General features: G+C 71.9%; 13 protein-coding genes and 2 pseudogenes. 11 read left to right on the top strand and 4 right to left on the bottom strand.

The window, feature by feature from the left end; translation table 11 throughout:
• The first annotated feature begins 139 nt into the window (after nt 1-139).
• On the top strand, nt 140-2698 hold the full coding sequence (locus WMF33_RS36340; RefSeq protein WP_437332908.1) for an SUMF1/EgtB/PvdO family nonheme iron enzyme: 2559 nt from the start codon (nt 140-142) through the stop codon (nt 2696-2698).
• Between the two features lie 42 nt (nt 2699-2740).
• Here WMF33_RS36340 and WMF33_RS36345 read toward each other — a convergent pair whose 3' ends face one another.
• Nucleotides 2741-3166 (bottom strand): hypothetical protein, encoded by a 426-nt coding sequence (locus tag WMF33_RS36345; RefSeq protein ID WP_437332909.1) that lies wholly within the window; start codon nt 3164-3166, stop codon nt 2741-2743.
• Nucleotides 3167-3695: 529 nt separating this feature from the next.
• Here WMF33_RS36345 and WMF33_RS36350 point away from each other — a divergent pair.
• The 8 genes and pseudogenes from WMF33_RS36350 to WMF33_RS36385 all read left to right on the top strand — a co-directional run.
• A pseudogene (locus tag WMF33_RS36350) lies at nt 3696-4097 on the top strand (DUF6531 domain-containing protein); the annotation flags it as partial.
• Between the two features lie 2662 nt (nt 4098-6759).
• Nucleotides 6760-6969 (top strand): annotated as a pseudogene (locus WMF33_RS36355) (RHS repeat-associated core domain-containing protein); the annotation flags it as partial.
• A 138-nt stretch (nt 6970-7107) separates the two neighbouring features.
• A complete protein-coding gene (locus WMF33_RS36360) occupies nt 7108-7623 on the top strand; it encodes a YwqJ-related putative deaminase (protein ID WP_437339553.1) in 516 nt (171 codons plus the stop codon).
• Nucleotides 7608-9224, top strand: coding sequence for a hypothetical protein (locus tag WMF33_RS36365; RefSeq protein WP_437332910.1), 1617 nt, complete (start codon nt 7608-7610; stop codon nt 9222-9224). The genes WMF33_RS36360 and WMF33_RS36365 overlap by 16 nt, the downstream gene beginning before the upstream one ends.
• 364 nt (nt 9225-9588) lie before the next feature.
• Nucleotides 9589-9978: a hypothetical protein gene (locus WMF33_RS36370; RefSeq protein WP_437332911.1), complete on the top strand. Its 390-nt coding sequence runs from the start codon at nt 9589-9591 to the stop codon at nt 9976-9978.
• Entirely contained in the window at nt 9975-10184 is a 210-nt protein-coding gene (locus tag WMF33_RS36375) for a hypothetical protein (RefSeq protein WP_437332912.1), read from the top strand. The genes WMF33_RS36370 and WMF33_RS36375 overlap by 4 nt, the downstream gene beginning before the upstream one ends.
• Nucleotides 10165-11514, top strand: coding sequence for a hypothetical protein (locus tag WMF33_RS36380; RefSeq protein WP_437332913.1), 1350 nt, complete (start codon nt 10165-10167; stop codon nt 11512-11514). The genes WMF33_RS36375 and WMF33_RS36380 overlap by 20 nt, the downstream gene beginning before the upstream one ends.
• Nucleotides 11515-11552: 38 nt before the next feature.
• Entirely contained in the window at nt 11553-12176 is a 624-nt protein-coding gene (locus WMF33_RS36385) for a hypothetical protein (RefSeq protein ID WP_437332914.1), read from the top strand.
• A gap of 61 nt (nt 12177-12237) precedes the next feature.
• Here the strand turns inward: WMF33_RS36385 and WMF33_RS36390 are convergent, their stop codons facing one another.
• Nucleotides 12238-13518 carry an MFS transporter gene (locus WMF33_RS36390; RefSeq protein ID WP_437332915.1) on the bottom strand — a complete coding sequence of 427 codons (1281 nt, stop codon included), beginning with the start codon at nt 13516-13518 and terminating at the stop codon, nt 12238-12240.
• 515 nt (nt 13519-14033) lie between these two features.
• Between WMF33_RS36390 and WMF33_RS36395 the strand changes: the two genes are divergently transcribed.
• A complete protein-coding gene (locus WMF33_RS36395; RefSeq protein ID WP_437332916.1) occupies nt 14034-14930 on the top strand; it encodes a hypothetical protein in 897 nt (298 codons plus the stop codon).
• Nucleotides 14931-14942: 12 nt separating this feature from the next.
• Here WMF33_RS36395 and WMF33_RS36400 read toward each other — a convergent pair whose 3' ends face one another.
• Nucleotides 14943-15587, bottom strand: coding sequence for a YkgJ family cysteine cluster protein (locus WMF33_RS36400; protein WP_437332917.1), 645 nt, complete (start codon nt 15585-15587; stop codon nt 14943-14945).
• A gap of 79 nt (nt 15588-15666) precedes the next feature.
• On the opposite strand from WMF33_RS36400, the gene WMF33_RS36405 reads away from it, so the two are divergent.
• Nucleotides 15667-16431: a glutamine amidotransferase gene (locus WMF33_RS36405; protein WP_437332918.1), complete on the top strand. Its 765-nt coding sequence runs from the start codon at nt 15667-15669 to the stop codon at nt 16429-16431.
• A 24-nt stretch (nt 16432-16455) separates the two neighbouring features.
• Here the strand turns inward: WMF33_RS36405 and WMF33_RS36410 are convergent, their stop codons facing one another.
• A complete protein-coding gene (locus tag WMF33_RS36410) occupies nt 16456-17196 on the bottom strand; it encodes a TetR family transcriptional regulator (RefSeq protein WP_437332919.1) in 741 nt (246 codons plus the stop codon).
• Nucleotides 17197-17311 lie beyond the last annotated feature (115 nt).

Below are 17311 nucleotides of genomic sequence, written 5' to 3' on the forward strand. Positions count from 1 at the left end.
CGGCGCAAGCGGGCGCAAACCGACGCGAACCGACGCGAACGGGCGCAAAGGGACGTCGACCAGCGCCGACGGACGCGAGCGGGCGCGCGCGGCGCTGAAGCCCCTTTGCCTGCGAGCGGCTCCGCGCTAGGAGCGGGGCATGACGGAGCCCTCCGACGACCCTTTCGGCCTCGCGGGCCAGACCATCGAGGGGAAGTACCGCGTCGCCGCCGTCATCGGCGACGGCGGGTTCGGCGTGGTCTACCGCGGGATCCACGAGGGCTTCGGCGAGCTCATCGCGATCAAGTGCCTGAAGATGCCGACCTCGCTCGACGCCGCCCAGCGCGACGCCCTGCTCGAGACGCTGCGGGGCGAGGGGCGGATCCTGCACCGGCTGTCGCGGGCCACCTCGGGCATCGTGCAGGCGCTCGACGTCGGCGCGTTCACGACCCCGGCCGGCGTGTGGGTGCCCTACCTCGTGCTGGAGTGGCTGGAGGGCCAGACGCTCGGGCAATACCTCCGGGACCGGCGCGACCGGGGCGAGTTCGGCATGTCGATCGCCGAGGCGATCCAGCTGCTCTCGCCGGCCGCGCGCGCGCTCGCGGTCGCGCACGCGCACAAGGTCGCGCACCGGGACGTGAAGCCGGCCAACCTGTTCCTCACGGACGTCGGCGGGGCGCGGACGCTGAAGGTGCTCGACTTCGGCATCGCCAAGGTGCTGGCCGACCACCCCACGTTCACCGAGGCGCTCGCGGCGACCCGGCAGGGGCCGAGCGCGTTCACGCCGCGCTACGGGGCGCCCGAGCAGTTCAACAAGGCCCGCGGCGCGACCGGCCCCTGGACCGACGTGTTCGCGCTCGCGCTCATCTTCGTCGAGCTCGTGAGCGGCAGGCGCGCGCTCGAGGGGGACGACCCGACGCAGCTCTACATCGCCTCGGCCGACCCGGCGGTGCGCCCGACGCTGCGCGCGCGCGGGCTGCCGAGCGCGCCGGAGGCGATCGAGCGCGTGCTCGACAAGGCGCTTTCCATCGAGCCGAAGCACCGCTTCACGAGCGCGGGCGAGTTCTGGGACGCGCTCTCGGCCGCGGCGCTCGGCGAGCGCGCCGGGTCGGGCCCGAGGCTCGACGCCTACGGCGCGGAGCACGCGGGCGGGCTGTCGACCGCGGAGTATGCGGCCGCGCGCGGGCTCGGCGCGTCGGCGGGGCACGCCGGCCTGCCGGTCGAGCCGACGATGCTCGCCGACGCGCGCGCGCCCGCGCCGGCGCGGCCCGCCGTGGTCAAGGTGAGCCACGGCGCGGGCGGGCCGCCGACGGGCGGCGCGGCCGGCTTCACGGGCGGCGCGGCCGGCAGCGGCGGCGTGGGCGGCGCCACGGGCGGCGCGGCAGCGGCCTCCGGCGCGGCCTCCGCCGCCGGCGTGCTGGCGACGGGCGGCTCCCGGACCGCGCAGGTCGACGACTCCATGATCGAGACGGTCGCGCCCGCCGGCTACCCCGGGGCGCGCCCGCCGCCCCCGCCGCCCGGCGCCGCCCCGTACCCGGCCGGCGGCCCGCCGCACGCCGCGCCGCCTGGCGCCGCCCCGCACCCGGCCGGCGGCCCGCCGCACGCCGCGCCGCCTGTCGCCCCGCCGCAGCGCGGCCGCAGCCCCGTGCGCGCGGCGCTCCCCTGGTTCCTCGCGGCGCTCCTGCTCGGCGGCGCCGGCGCGGCGGCGTACTTCCTGACGCAGTCGCCCGCCAGCAAGAAGCCGGCGCAGGCCCCGGCCGCGCGCGCCCCCGCGAAGGCGTCGCCCACCGGGCGCGCCGTGGCGACGGCCCCCGCGGGCGCGGCGACGGCGGTCGCCACCGCCGCGCCGGCGGAGAGCGCCGCGACCGAGGCGTCGGCCGCCGCGCCCGCCGCGCCCGCCGCGCCGCCGGCCGACATGGTCTTCATCGGGCCGCTCACGACCACGATCGGCGCCGCGGGGGAGGCGCGTCAGGTGACGCTCACCCGCGGGTTCTACATCGATCGCAACGAGGTGACCGTCCGCGCCTACCGCGCCTGCATGCAGCAGCGCATGTGCTCCACCGCGGATCACGTCTCGCTGACGCCCGAGCTCCTGCCGGGCGCGCAGGCGCCGGCGGCGTCCGAGGACCAGAAGGAGGCCGAGCTGTGGTCGCGGCGCTGCAACGAGCCGCGCAACGCGACCGGGCACCCGATCAACTGCGTCGACTACTCCCAGGCCGAGAGCTACTGCCGCTTCCGGGGCCGCCGGCTGCCCACGGAGGCGGAGTGGGAGGTCGCGGCGCGCGGCGCGGCGGGGCGGGCCTACGTCTGGGGCGACGACGCGCCGGCGTGCGAGCGCGCCTGCTACGACCGCAACGAGGGCTGCCTCGCGCGCGGCACCGAGGTCGCGACCTGCGCGTCGGGCGCCCACCCGAGCGATCGCACCCCGGAGGGCGTCTACGATCTCGCCGGCAACGTGTCCGAGTGGGTGTCGGACGGCCTCGTCTTTCCGCCGCCCGGCGGCGAGAACCCGCAGGGCGACCCGTCGTTCCCGCTCAAGGTGGTGCGCGGCGGGAGCTTCCTGGACGGCCCGGAGAAGCTCTCCGCGACGTACCGCACGGCCGCGGCGCCGGTGACCGCGCACGCCTGGATCGGCTTCCGCTGCGCGATGGATGCGCCGGCGCCAGACGGCGCGCCGGCGCCGCAAGACGCCCCGGTTCCCGGCGCACCGGCGCCGTGAGCGCCCCCGGTGCCGTGAGCGCACGGGGCGGAAGGGCGCGGGCTACTCGACCCGCCCGCGGGCGCGCTTCACGGCGTTCCTGACCATGTCGCCGTACGGCCCCGCGGGGAGCTCGTGGAGCAATGCCGCCGCGCGCTCGTAGCAGGCGCGCGCCTCGGCCATGTCGCCGAGCACCTCGTGCGAGCGCCCCAGGTTGAGGAGGAGCGACGGATAGAAGCCGCGAACCCGGTCGCCGCCCGCGGCGTCGGCCCGGCGCAAGGCTTCCTGGTTCCACGCGAGCGTTTCCTGCTCGCTCCCCTGGTGGCGGGCGACGTAGTGGGCGGCGATGCACGCCTCGTAATGGTCGGTGCGCGCGGCCCATGCTTGCTCGAACAGGGCCCGGGCGTCCTCGTTCCGTCCCTCGGCTTCGGCCTGCATGCCCTCGGCGCAGAGCCGCACCACGGGGTTGTTCGGGCCGATGCCGTCCATGCTGCGAGTCTCGCGACCCGGTGGAACTACCGCAAGCCAGTCAAGGCCACCGGCGTCACGACCCTGGAGCGCGCTGGAAGGGCGAACGTGGACGATACGTGCGGTTCGGAGGGGGTCCCGACCCCGCGCCGGCGCTGTGCAGCGCGGTCCCGGAGGGGTCTCGACCGCGCACCAGCGCTGTGCATTGCGGTCCGGAGGGGTCCGGACCCCCTTCTGGCACAAAATCCGGCGCTTCCCGGGGGCAAATGGCGCATAACCGCACAATCCAGAGCGTTTTTTGGCACAATCTTGCCTACAATGACGCCCCGCGGAGCGTTCTCGAGGGGTCCGGACCCCGGTGTGTCGCAATGCATTGCGGTTGAGCCAGTGTCGGACCCCCCTGGCTTGGCACAAAACAAGCTCGTCTTGGCACACCTTCCTCGCCTGCGAGGCGGCAACGTGCTGCGAATTGACGCCGCGCGTGGCCGCCGGCGACCCTCGTCCCATGGCGCGCACGGCTCCGGTTCCGAACATCCCCGCCCTCCCTGGCATGAACCCCGGGACATGGATCCTGGGCGGCGGGGGCAACGGAGGAGGCGGCGGGGGGCGCGGAGGCCGCGGCGGCGGGGGCGGCCAAGGAGCCGACGGCAAGGGCGGCGGCCAGGGAGCCCAGGGCGGCGGCAAGAACGCCGGCTCCTGCGGCCCGGGGAGCGGTGGAGGCTGCCCGAACCCGTCCCATGGGCGCGGCGGAGGCACCTCGGCGGGAGATCCGGTCGATCCCGTGACGGGGCGGGTCTACACCGCGAAAGTCGTCGATCTCGCGCTGCCGGGTCCGATTCCGCTGGTCATCGAGCGGAGCTACTCGTCGGAGACGCGTGACGTAGACCTGGGCCTCGGCTTCGGATGGAGTCACTCGCTGGCCTGGCGCATCGAGGAGCGGAGGAGGACGCTGCGGGTGCTGGAGCCGAACGCCGCGCCCACGACGGCGGACGTGCCCGAGCCGGAACACCCCGTCGCGCTGCCCTGCGGCCGGCTGACGCGCCACGCGGCCGGCTACACGCTGGAGGCGGAAGGGCTCTTGTACGTGCTCGGCGAGCGACAGGAGGGATGCTGGCTCTTGTCGCGCATCGTCGATCGGTACGGGAACGAGGTTCGCCTGACGTACGAGGGGACTCGCCTGTCGCAGGTGCTCGACAGCGCAGGGCGCATCGTGCGCGTCCGCCGACACCCGGACGGCAGGATCGCCGCTTTCGAGGTGAAGAACGCGTCGGCGCAGGGGCGATGGACCTCGTTTCGGACGTACCGGTACGGGGAGCGGGGCGATCTCGCGGCCGCGATCGACGCGGCGGGACACGAGCATCGGTACGAGTACGATGAAGAGCACCGGCTGACGAGGCGTCGCGAGCCCGGGGGGCTCGTGGCGCACTTTCGCTACGACGACCGGGGCCGCTGCGTCGAGACGTGGTGCGAGCGTCCGGGCAACGACGCGCTCGATCGCGAGGTGCCTGACACCCTGGACGACGGCGAGACGAAGGCGAAGGGGTTCTGCCACGTCAAGATCGAGGACCGCGGCGTCTTCGTCGAGGTGATCACCTCGCGCTCGCAGCGGCGCGTCGAGGGCAACCGCCTGGACAAGGCAGACAAGGTGATCTGGCACGGAAACGTGCATTCGTACCGGTTCGACGCCGCGGGCAACGTTCTCGAGTACCAGGATGCGCTCGGGCACGCGTGGCGCTGCGAGCGCGATGAGGTCGGGCGGCTATGCGCCGTGGTGGATCCGATGGGCGCGAGGACGGAGTACCTGTACGACCAGCAGAGAGCCATCGCCGAGATACGGGACGCGCTCGGGGGATTCGCGCGTTACGAGCGGAACGCGCAAGGGGATGTCACTGCGGTGTTCGACGAGCTCGGGCCCGTGGTGGCGTTTCGCTATGACGAGCGGGGCTTGCTCGTCGAGGCGGTCCTCCCGAACGGGGGCGTGACCCGGATGGAGTACGACGCGCTCGGCAACCGCGTGGCGGTGATCGAGCCGGACGGGTCGGCGCGGCGGATTCGATACGATTTCCTGGGCCGGGTGACGAGCTTCGTGGACGAGCGGGGGTTCGAGACGGTCTACGTTTACGACGCATGCGACAGGCTCGTGTCCGTGCGGCGTCCGAGCGGAGCGACGGACGGTTACGGGTATGATGCCGATGGCCGCCTGTCGCGGATCGTCGACGCGGACGGGCGTGCGACCACGCTGCGCTGGGGCGGGATCGGTGTCGTGATGGAGGTGGTCCGCCCGGACGGCAGCGCCGTGCGGTACTTCCACGATCGCGAGCAGGATCTCGTTCGGGTGGTGAACGAGGTCGGCGAGGAGCACCGGTATGTGCGCCGGGGCGAGGGGCGCATCGTCGAGGAGCACACGTTCGACGGGCGCCGGATCGCGTACCGGCACGACGGGATGGGCCGGATCGTCGAGATCCGGGACGGCGCAGGGCGCGTCGAGCTGGCGTATGACCCGTGCGGAAGGCTCGTGGAGCGCAGCTTCTCGGATGGGCGGAGGGATGAGATCTCCTACGACCCGCTCGGCCGGATGGAACGCATCACGAGCGGAGACGTCACCTGCGAGTACGCGCGCGACGCGCGCGGGCGGGTGGTGCGCGAGACGGTCACGCGGGGTAGCCAGCGGACGGCGACGGAGACGGCGTACGACGCGCTCGGCAAGGCGGTGCGGACGTCGGGGCCGTTCGGAGCCATGGACATCGTGCGGGACGTGATGGGCCGGCCGGTCGAGGTGTCGTTCGGCGACGCTGGGGCTCTGCGGCTGGGCTACGACCCGGCGGGCAACCTGGTGGAGAGGGCGCTGCCCGCAGGCGGGCGCATCGCCGAGGCGGTGACGCCGGATGGCCTGCCCGCCTGGGTGAAGGTGATGAGCCCCAAGGCGGGGCCGGCCGTGCGGCCAGGCGAGCCCGCGTGGGTGGGGCCGAGGCCGCTCGGGGTGACGTTCGCGCGCGGCTATGGCTGGTCGCCGGCGGGCTTGCTCGGGGCCGTGGGCGACGGCGTGGGGGGGAGCTCGCTGGAGCTCCCCCGCGATGGGAACGGGATGATCCTGGCGCGCCAGCGAGCCGCGGGAGCGCGGCGGGAGGTGCTCGAGGGGTTCCGCCACGGGCCGAGCGGGGAGCTCCACGACAGCGGGGCGCAGCGAAGGTATGGGCCGGGCGGGCGGCTTCTTTCGCGAGGAGAGGTGACGTTCGCGTACGACGACGGCGGGCGCGTGACGAGCAAGACCGCTGGCGACGGGCGCTCGTGGCGCTTCGGCTGGGGCGACGGCGACCTGCTCCAGGCGGTGTGGCTGCCGGACGGTCGGGTGATCCGCTTCGTGTACGACCCGTTCGCGCGGCGGCTCGAGAAGCGCGTGGAGAAGGATCGGGTGGTCGAGAGCATCACGCGGTATGCCTGGAGCGGGGATGCGCCTGGTGCACGAGATCCGAGAGCGCGCGGGGGCGGGCGGCGAGCCGGTCGTGGAAGAGCGGGCCTACGCCGTGCTGCCGGAGGCGCTGCTGCCGCTCGCGGATCGCGTGCGGCGGGGCGAGCACGCCGAGGTCCGGTACTACGTCGAGGCGCCGAACGGGATGCCGGAGGCGCTGTTGACCGGCGACGGAGCGCTCGTCGGCACGGTGGAGGCGTCGCTGTTCGGACGCGTCGAGGGCGAGCAGGCCGAGCTGACGCCGCTCAGGTTCCCGGGGCAGTACGCGGACGAGGAGACGGGGCTCTACTACAACAGGTACCGGTACTACGACCCGGAGACGGGGCAGTACCTGAGCCCGGAGCCGATCCGGCTGGAGGGGAGCCTGCGGGAGTACGTATATGCCGAAGGGAGCCCCACAGACCTCATCGATTTGGATGCCTTGAACCCCGACGCGATCCCCATGCAGGGGACGGTTACCGGGGTCACCAGCGACGGGAAGCAGATCACCGGGATGGGCACTTCCGGCTATGACCCGGATTGGAAGAGCAACCTACACGAAGCCGTAAAAGACGCTCTACCGAAGTCTTCCGCGGTGCCAAAGCAAGGAAAGTTCGACCGGAATCCGGCCCTTTGCGCCGAGCCGAAAGCCATGAGTGACTATTTGAAGCAGTGGGAGCAGGCTACTGGAAAGCGCATCGACACGAAGACCGAAGAGGGGAGGAAGAACCTCCAGCAAGCGCTCAAGGACACAAATAATATAGAGGCAAAGTGGGACGGCGACGGACAGATCAAGCAGGCATGCCCTAACTGTTCACAGACGCTTCCGCGGCTCTGGAAGCTGGCAGGGCTCGACCCCAACGATCCCGAACATGGCCTGACCAAGAAAATGCCGGCCGGGGGCACCTCAGCTGTCTCTCCTCCCGAGTGGGGGAAGCCCTTCAGGGAAGATTACAGAGATCCATCGAAGCATCCAACCGACGCTCTAGGGAAGTGGCACTACCACGAGGGCAGATGGCAAACGCTCTGACGACCCGCTGGTCCGACCGCGCTATCGATGCACTTCGCGCGGCTCCCGTTGTGCCGCGCACGCCGCTGGCGGACCTGTCACCCACGCGTGAGCTCGACGACGAGCTCTACGAGCTGACGGGTTGGCGAGGCATGCCCGTCCTCGATGGCACCACGCTGGGATATCCGGCCACGATCGACGCTCCGACGGACGAGTGCCAGCCCGGCTATTGCCTCTGGGGCAAAGGACAGACAAGGATCCGTTTGAACGAACGATCTGATGGCGCATGGGGGACAGCGGATCTGGGCTCGACGATCTCGTGGCGGGCCTGTGTCGAGCTGCTCGTGCTACGACAGCAGTTTCGCTCATGGATCCCGGAGCTCGTGTGCAAGGACGCGCTCCCGACGCTCCCGAGACGCTGGGGCCGAGATCTCGCGCTGGCGCTCGGCCTTGGCGCAATCGACCCTGTGGACAATGCTTTTTGCAACGACGAGATCCTGTGCTGGGATTCTCATTTTCTCGCGCGATCCGTCGACGGAGCCGCACGGATCCTGGAGCGATGCAACGCGCTGGGCTTCTGCGCGAGCATGCCGGCACCGGATGCGCACCTCCTCTTCGTCAGCGATATGGAGCAACAGTCCATCCAGGGACGATTCGAGCACCCGCATCGCGGCACCGGTGACCACGAGGTGGTCGTCTCGATCGCTGGGCGGGATCTGATCCGGCAGCAGCGAACGTTTCGCGGTCACGTGATGGAGACGGTCGAAGCGACGCCGACACGCCGCGAGCGGATTCGCCGTCATCCACCGGCGCTCGGCAGTGTCCGCCTGCGGGAATACCTCCGTCGCCATGCGATAGCCCTCTCCGCTGCACCGCCTCCCGCGGCGATGGCCGGCGCTCCGGAAGAGCTGCTCCTCCTCGGGCGGACGCTGCTGTTGCGACCTGGCGAGGGCAACATATGGCTGGGGCTCTGGCGCATCGAGGACCTCCCTGATGCTGCGCAGAGAGCAGCGCCGACAGCCGTCGCGGTCGCCCATGGCGCCCCGAAGCTCTCCCGAGGCGAGTGGCCCTTCTACCGGTGGGGAGATCTCGACATGATCTGCATCGGAGGAGGACCGGAGTTCGAGTCGTACCTGTGCGATGCGACCGGAGCGATGTGGTCCTGCGATGCGGCTTACGGGCATTTCGAGTTCGTCGGTGGGGGCGTGGTCTCGTGGCTGGAACGACTCGCGTTCAACGCCGATCTGGACGCGATGGGGCATGCCAGCGCGCTCCTGACGATCCCGCTCAAGGCGTGGGGCGAGCTCGCCGAGCACTTGAACGTGCCCCTCGTCCGCGAGTGCAGCGACGCGCGGTCGAGGTTGTATGTCTCTGCAGCGTACGCCATCTGGGAGTCGAGTCCGACACGCGGCATTCCTGTCGTCGATGTCCGGGCTCGAGGCTCCCGCGAGCTGATCCCCATCGTGACATGGGCACGAGAACGCTGGGGCACGATGAAAGTCGCCGTCTCCGGCGACGACGGGACCACCGAGGAGCTCGCCGACGCGATCGAGGCCGAGGGCATCCGGATCCTCGACGGAGAGACAGGCGGATGGACGACGGCGAGCTTCTGGGATGGTTGAAAACCGTCTCCCCCCTCGCCGCACCTCGCGTCTCCACGCGCTCGCCCGCCAGGCTCCTCGCGCCCTGCGCCGCCTTCGCCGGACCGCCCGCGGCCCCGGCGAGCACCACGATCGCGATCGCCCCGACCACGATGAGCGACAGCGCGAACGGCAGGCTCATGGCCGCCGCGATGTGCCCGACCACCGGCGGACCGCCGAGGAACGCCAGGTAGCCGAAACTCGCGACGGTCGCGATGCGTAACCGTTCACAGACGCTTCCGCGGCTCTGGAAGCTGGCAGGGCTCCACCCTGAGGGATCCCCTCCTTCGCCACAGATCCGGGAATCCATCGCCCGGCGGATGGTTGATGCGGCATGATGCCACCCGTGACCGTTGCCGATGCGCTTTCGACGCAGAAGCCCGACCGAGACAAGCTCGGTCTGGAGCACCCCCGGGAGTTCGTGGACCGCGATTTCAGCGCAGACTTGCACGCATTGCGCGTGCTGTCGCTGGCAAACGGCGTCTCCGGGGTCCTGAACACCGCCGTCCTGTCGAGCCACGCCATCGGGCAGGCCTACGCGAACGTGGCGAAGATCACCGCCAAGAGCGGTGTCAAGCAGATCGACCGCATGTTGGGCAACGACGCCCTGTCGCTCGACATCGTGCTGGCGCGCTGGGTCCGGTTCGTCTGCCGGCCGTGGCGATCACGAACAGCGGGCAGCAGCACCCGGACTACGCGGGCAAGGCGCAGTTCCAGTGCCGATGGAAGTACATGACCGGCGGCTCAGGCAAGGCAGAACCGAGCGCCGCCTGGCCCTCGTCGATCGAGAACAAACTCAAGGAGACCGCCTGGAATAAGATCTTTGTGCACCCTAGCTTCGAAGAGGGGTCCGAGGAGCGGATCGACGCGCTCACGCCCTCGATGTTCCTGGACGGCGCCGCCTCAGCCGGGGGAGATGACGATGCTCAAGCGATTTCGTGACGGCTCGACCCTGATCACGGCAGCCATCTCGGTCCTCCTCGCCGGCTGCGGCGCAGCGAGCGCGCCCTCGAAGAAGGGTGAGGGGCGGCAGCTCGGCGTGCGTACGCCGGCGACGGCGAGCGCCGCGCCGACCGGACCAGACGAGGATCCGGGCGCGGGTCTGTTCTCGTTGCCAAAAGCGGAAGACCCCGCCCCCGCCTTGGGCCGCTGCGAGCGGGGAGACATGGAGTCTTGCCGCGCCGCCGGCTGGCTGTTCCTCCACGGATTCGGTGTGGTAGAGGACGCGGCGCGCGCGGAGGCCCTCTTCAAAAAGGCGTGTCTCGGCAAGGACACGAAGGCGTGCATGGACCTGGCCGTGGAGTACCACCACTGGCATGAATGGCCCAGCAAGCCGAGCGCGGCTGTCGCGGAGGCTAGCCAGCATGAGCTGGTCTGCGCACGCGGTGAGCAGCGAGGTTGTCTGGCGCTCGCCCTGGATGTGCTCCGCCATCCGGACGAGCTGAGCGTCTTTCAGGGCACCGTGGGCAAGACAGCGCTGAAGACCGCCGAGGACGCGTGCGCGGCGTCTAACGTCGAGGCCTGCTTGACGCTGCTCGAGCTCGCCTTGCAGGATGACGTCAAGCCCCGTGCGGAGGTCATGAGCGCGAGGCTCCTCGAGCTGTGCCTTGCGGGCGAGACGCGCGCGTGCGAACCCATCGTCAACCACCACTGGCCGAACAAAACAGCAGAAGAGCAGCGCAGCCTCAGGAAAGAGATCTACCTCAAAGCGTGCGCGTCCTCCCAGGCTGAGTGCCGCGCTGGCCGAGCGGAGGAGTGCTCGTTCGCCGTCGCCTGTGTCGGCCAGTACGGCGACGAGCCACGCGGGCGCGAGGCTACCCGCGCGGAGCTCACTTACCACGCGTGTGTCAGTGGTCGAGACTTCAAGGAGTGCGTTGCCCTCGCATACCTGTTCGAGTCCGCCAAGGGCGCCCCCAGAGACCTCGAAAAGGCGCGCTTCTTCAACCTGGCGGCTTGTCAGCACGGCATCTATGACGGGTGCTCGCGCGTCATCTCCCGCCTCCAGAAGGAGGGCCAAGGACCGGAGATCGACAAGAAGATCTTCGAGCTCGTAAAGATGAGCTGCCGCATGGACAAGCGCGACTCCGGTGGGCTGACGGGCTGCATGGAGCTCGCGGACCTGTACGAGAATGGCCGAGGAACGCAAAAGGACGTCGCGAAGGCCGTGGAGATATGGACGGCGGGGTGTCGGCTCATGGTGGCAGCATGCAACGAGCTCCGTCTCCGGAACAGGCCTGTCCCGCCGGACTCGGCCGACGCAGACGAGCCATGACAAGTAGGCCGGCCGTGGATGGAAAGGGCGAGAGCGTCATGCGACTTGAGCGGTATGCCGAGGTCCTGGCCCATGTGGTCTATTTCCGCGGCGCGGATCTCTACGAGGTGCTCGCGCGCCTCGGCGTCGCGCCGGCGGACTGGGAGCGGGCCGACGCCGAGCACACGGCGGAGCTCGCGCTCTCGGCGAAGCGCAACCAGGGGATCCAGGCGCTCCGCTTCAGCTCGGCCTTCGCGCGGACCCGGCGCAGCCTCGAGGCGAAGCGGCCGTCGCTCGAGTCGCTCGGCCCGCCGCAGCCGCCGGCGACAGGGAACGCCGCACCGGCGCATCTCGCGCCACGGCCAGCGCTGTCCGCGTCGCCTCAAGAGCCGGCGTTCGTCCTGCCGCGCTCGTCGCCGGAGCGCGCCGACGTCTCGCCCTGGGCCGCGCACGCGAGCGCCCGGCCCGAAACCATGCGCGCCGGCATCCCCGAGGGCACGGCGGACATCGCGCAGTTCGTTCCGCGGCCCACGTTGCCCTTCCAGGCCAGCCAGGCGCGGTCAGCAGGGCAGAGCGCGCCGGAGGGGGAGCGGCCCCCGCGGTTCGACCCGCAGACGGGCAGGCCCCTCGATGCCCCCCTGCGGGTCGACGCGCCGAAGACGCCGAGCGGCGAGGAAAGCTGACGCTGATTGCCGTGGTCTCGTGGCTCGATGACGGTCGGCCCGCTGCCAACCTCACCGCCGCTCACGTCTCCACCCCCTCGCCCGCCACGCCCTCCTCGCCCTGCGCCGCCTTCGCCGGCCCCCCCGCGGCCCCGGCGAGCACCACGATGGCGATCGCCCCGACCACGATGAGCGACAGCGCGAGCGGCAGGCTCGTGGCCGCGGCGATGTGGCCGACCACCGGCGGCCCGCCGAGGAACGCCAGGTAGCCGAACGTCGCCACGGCCGCGATCGAGGTGCCCGTCGGGCCGGAGCGCGCGGCCGCGCTGAAGACCGTGGGGATGACGCACGACAGCCCGAGCCCAACGCACGCGAACCCGAACAGGCCGGCGATCGGACGGCCGATCACCAGCGCCGCGGCGAGCCCCACCGTCACGAGGACGGCCCCGCCGCGCACCACCGCGACCGGGCCCAGCCGGCTGCTCACCCCGTCGCCGAGGAAGCGGCCCGCCGCCATCGCTACCGAGAAGGCCGCGAACCCCGTCGCCGCGAAGGCCGCCGTCGTGCCGAGCGTCTCGCGGAGGTACACCGCGCTCCAGTCGGCCATCGCGCCCTCGCCGAACATGCACAGGAACGCGATCGCGCAGAGCGGCCACATCGCGCGGGGCGGCAGCGCGAACGGGTTCCTCGGCGGCTCCGGCGCGGGCACGCCGGGCCGCACCCAGGGCGAGAGCAGCCCGACGAGGAGCAGCGCCGCCACCGCGGCGAGGGAGAGGTGCGCGGCGGGCGCCACCCCGACGTGCGCCAGCGCCCCGCCGGCCGCCGCGCCCGCGAGCCCCCCGGCGCTGTACAGCGCGTGGAACGACGACATGATCGGTCGCCCCCACGCCTCCTCCACCTCGGCGGCGTTGGCGTTCATCGACACGTCCATCACGCCGTTCGACACGCCGAAGAACGTGAGCACGAGGAACAGCTCGACCGGCGTCCGCGCGAGCCCCGGCCCGAACAGGCTGATCGCGAACGCCGCGCCGGCGGACACCGCCACGACCCGGCTCCCCAGGTGCGCGACGAGCCACCCGGCGAGCGGCATCCCCACGAACGCGCCGAGCGCCGGCGCGAGCAGCACGTTGCCGAGCGTCGCCTCGCTCAGCGCGAGCGCGCGCTTGAAATCGGGGATGCGCGTCACCCAGGTGCCCATGCAGAAGCCGTTGGCGAGGAAGATCAGGAGACAGGCGGCGCGCTGCGCCCGGAGCCGCGCGGCGGCGGTCCGCCCCCTCGCCCCCTCGACAACGTCGCGCGCTGCACCCGGGGCGACCCCCGCCTCCTTCGGCCCTCGCGCGAGCTCACCCTCGGTCTTCTGCATCGTCTGGCGCCTCTCGACGCCTACGTACCAGAGAGCGCGCCACCTCGCCGCCGCGCGCGCGCATCGCGCCACCCGCCCGCGATCCTCCCACCACGTGGGACGCGGAGCGCAGCGGGACGTCGCGCTCCGAGAGCGCTCGCCTTCGAAGCGCGATGAGCCACGGCTTTCCATCGCGCGTGCGAGCCCGCGATCGCGCGTGCGAGCCCGCGACAAATCGCCCCATGTGACCAGCTGCACCATCCATCGCCGGCCCCCGGGATCATCGGGCGGACAGGCGGCGGCCGAGCTTGCCCGGAGGCTCGCGACCCCTGCGAGATCGCCCTCGCGGCCTGGACGTTGCAGTGCTCGACATCGGCAGAATCGCCGTGCCTGAGGGCAGCTTCCGGGTCTCACACGCCCCGCAGCTCCCGGGCGGCTCGGGGTGAGCCACGAGCGATCGTCCGCTGGTCGAGGCGCCTCGCCGTGATCCCAGGAGACCCCCGCCAGCTCGCGGCATTCGGCCCCAGGAGCGATCGATGTCACGCACGCATGACCTGCTCATCCTTGTCGCGGCGCTCGCCGCGGGTGTCGCGCAGAGCGGCTGCCTCGCGGAGGCGCTCGAGGGCGAGCCCGCCGAGGCGCAGCCGGGGTCGACGGGAGAGGCGCTCACCTCGATGAACCGCCTCTCGATGAACCGCCTCTCCATGAATCGCCTCTCCATGAACGGCCTGTCCGCGGGCGGGCTGTCGCCGAGCGGCGCGGACCTCTCCTCCACGGAGCTCATCGAGACCCCCGAGGGCCGCGAGCTGCTCACCTACGTGATCCGGTGCGCCCTGCCCGAGGGCGAGAGCCTCAGCGGCGCGCACGGCGGCGTGACCTACACCTTCCCCGGCGGCGTCGGCGTCGCCCCGGACTGGCGCGACGAGCCGCTGGATCCCGCCGGCCAGCGCTGGGTGAGCGCGTGCCTGCTTGCCCACGTCAACGGCTACGGCGTCGAGGTGCCCATCTCGCTGCGCGGCGAGCACGCGGCGCTCGGGACGACCACGACCGAGCGGGCGCAGTTCAACGCGCAGGAGGCGGCGTTCTACGGCAACCTGTTCGGCAGCGGCCCGGATCACGGCATGTACGCGTGCGCGGGCGCCGCCGTGGAGGCGCAGTGCGGCGCGAGCTCGAGCGCCGAGGCGCCCTGGCGGTCCTGCGGCGCGAGCGAGGGCTGCGCGCTCTCCTTCGCCGGCCCCTGCCGCGACCTGGCGCAGCCCGAGCTGCAGACGTGCGAGAACTCCTCGGCGGACTTCGTCGAGGACTGCTACACCGAGGCGAGCGGGCCAGACGGCTGGCCGGGCGGCCTGGTCAAGTACCCCGAGGTCATCACGGTGTACCTCGAGCGGGACGACTTCAACGCGCTCTACCCCGGCTGCGCGCCGCTCCCGTGAGGGACCGCGCGCCTAGCCCGACGCCGCCCCGTCCCGGATCCCGAGCGTCTCCTCGCGCGCCGACAGGCACGCCTCGCTCCCCACGACGAAGGCGCGGCAGTTGTCCGGCCTGATCTCGTAGATCGCGCAGCGCCTGTCCTCGCAGAGGTGCTGGCAGCGGCCGCTCGCGGCGAAGCGCAGCGTGATCTTCCCGTCCCGCGCCCGCCGCACGTAGGCGCGCCCCGTGAGGTCGCCCCGCCCGGCCCCCCGCCACCGCGAGAGGTCCACGTCGTCGAGCACCACGTTCGCGTCGTGGCAGCAGGCGCCGCACGCCAGGCAGTCGAGCGCCACCTCGCGGATCGCCCCGGCGTGCACGCTGTCGCGCTCGCACCAGTCGAGCACCGAGCCCTCGTACTGCCGCTTCACCCGCGCCGTCGCGAGCCCCTGGGCCGGGCCCTCGGCCACGCGCCGGAAGCGCTGCTGCTCGATCGACAGCAGCGACCACAGCCCGAGCTCCGTGAGCTTGCCCTGCGCGTCGACCGAGAGGAGGAGATCGATCCGCTCGTCCGGCAGCACGATGGCCGCGTGCCCGCCGGCCCTCACGTGCGCCGCAGCGCGAGCCAGGAAACGCGGGCGAAACCGCCGCCACACGGGGCGCGACACGACATAGGCCGACATGCGGGAGCATCTTCGCGCCCCCGCCCCGCGCTGCCAAGTCCCGCCCTTGCCGAGGCGGTCGCTCTGCTATGTTCACCGGGTGGGACAGGACGAAAAGGACAAGAAGATCGTCATCGTGAAGACCGGTGAGCCCGTGCCCCCGGTCCTCGAGCGGCGCGGCGAGTTCGCCGTCCTCATCGAGCAGACGATCGGCGCCGCCTGGCGGGGCGGATACGCCGTCTTCGACGCCCGCACGGGCGAGCTCCCCGCGCCCGACGCCCCCGGGATCGCCGCCTTCGTCATCACCGGCTCCTCGGCCAACGTCCCCCACCGCGACCCCTGGATGCTCCGCTGCGAGGCGTGGCTGCGCGACGTCGTCCGCGCCGGCACCCCCACGTTCGGCATCTGCTTCGGCCACCAGATCCTCGCCCAGGCGCTCGGCGGCGAGGTCATCCGCAACCCGCGCGGCCGCGAGATCGGCCGGATCCGCGTCCAGCGCCGCGCCGACGACGTCCTCTTCGACGGCCTCCCGTCGAGCTTCGAGACCCACGCGACCCACGTCGACACGGTCGGCACGCTGCCCGAGGGCGCGCGGAGCCTCGCGTTCACCGAGCTCGACGACCACCAGGTCATCCGCTTCACGAGCACCTGCTACGGCGTGCAGTTCCACCCCGAGATGGATCACGACGTCATCGCCGGCTACATCGCCTTTCGCCGCGAGGTCCTGCAGGCCGAGGGCCTCGACGTCCCGGCGCTCCTCGACCGCATCTCCCCGGACCAGCTCGGCACCCGGACCCTGCACAATTTCATCGCGCACATCGTCATGCCGCGCCTCGGCCGTACGCCGTCCGCTGGACCTGCATAGTCACCGCCCTGACTGACGCGCCGGTCAGTTGCCTCGGGGCCTGGCGCGGCGGGCGCGCGACGCCGGCTGGCCGGGCTCGGCGCGCGGCGCCGGCTGGCCGGGCTCGGCGCGCGACGCCGGCTGGCCGGGCTCGGCGCGCAGCGCCGGCTGGCCGGGCTCGGCGCGCAGCGCCGGCTGGCCGGGCGCCGGGTCCATCCGGAGGTAGCCGCGCCGCAGGAGATCGTAGAGCGCCGTGACGATCCGCTCGCGCGGGCGGGCCTGGTCCTCGAGGGCGTTCTCGAACAGCACCTCCTTCAGCGCGCCGATCGTGAACGTCGCGTAGAGCTCGGTGTCGCCCGGCTCGATGACGCCGAGCCGCTGCCCCTCGGCGAGGCTCTGCTCCAGGAGCAGCTTCACCTCCTGGCGGAAGGCGCGCAGCTCCTTCACGAACGCCGGATCGAGCCCCGCCGCGTGCGACAGGAGGATGCTCGTCAGCGCCGGATCGTCGAGCAAGACCGCCACGATCGCGCGGATGTTGTGCTTGACCTGCGCCTCCACGTCCGCCGACGGATCCACGCGCAGGATGGCGCCGCCGAGGCGCGAGAAGAGCCCGCGAACGAGCTCGCCGAACACCGAGCGCTTGTCGGGGAAGTACAGGTAAAACGTCCCCTTCGCGACCTTCGCGAGCGCGACGATGTCGTCGACCTTCGCCTCGTGATAGCCCTTCTCGGAAAACACGGTGCGCGCCGCCCGGAGGAGGGCTTGGCGGCGCTCGGACTTGTTCATGGGCCGGTCGCTTTACCACCACCGGCCCGTCACCTGGGGCGCGATGTCTCCGCCGCGGCGTCGCCCGGGCGTGCCGCCCGAAGAGCGCCGGAAAGATCGCAGGACGGTGGACGCC

It is taken from the genome of Sorangium sp. So ce394, assembly GCF_051474665.1.
GTDB lineage: Bacteria > Myxococcota_A > Polyangia > Polyangiales > Polyangiaceae > Sorangium > Sorangium cellulosum_D.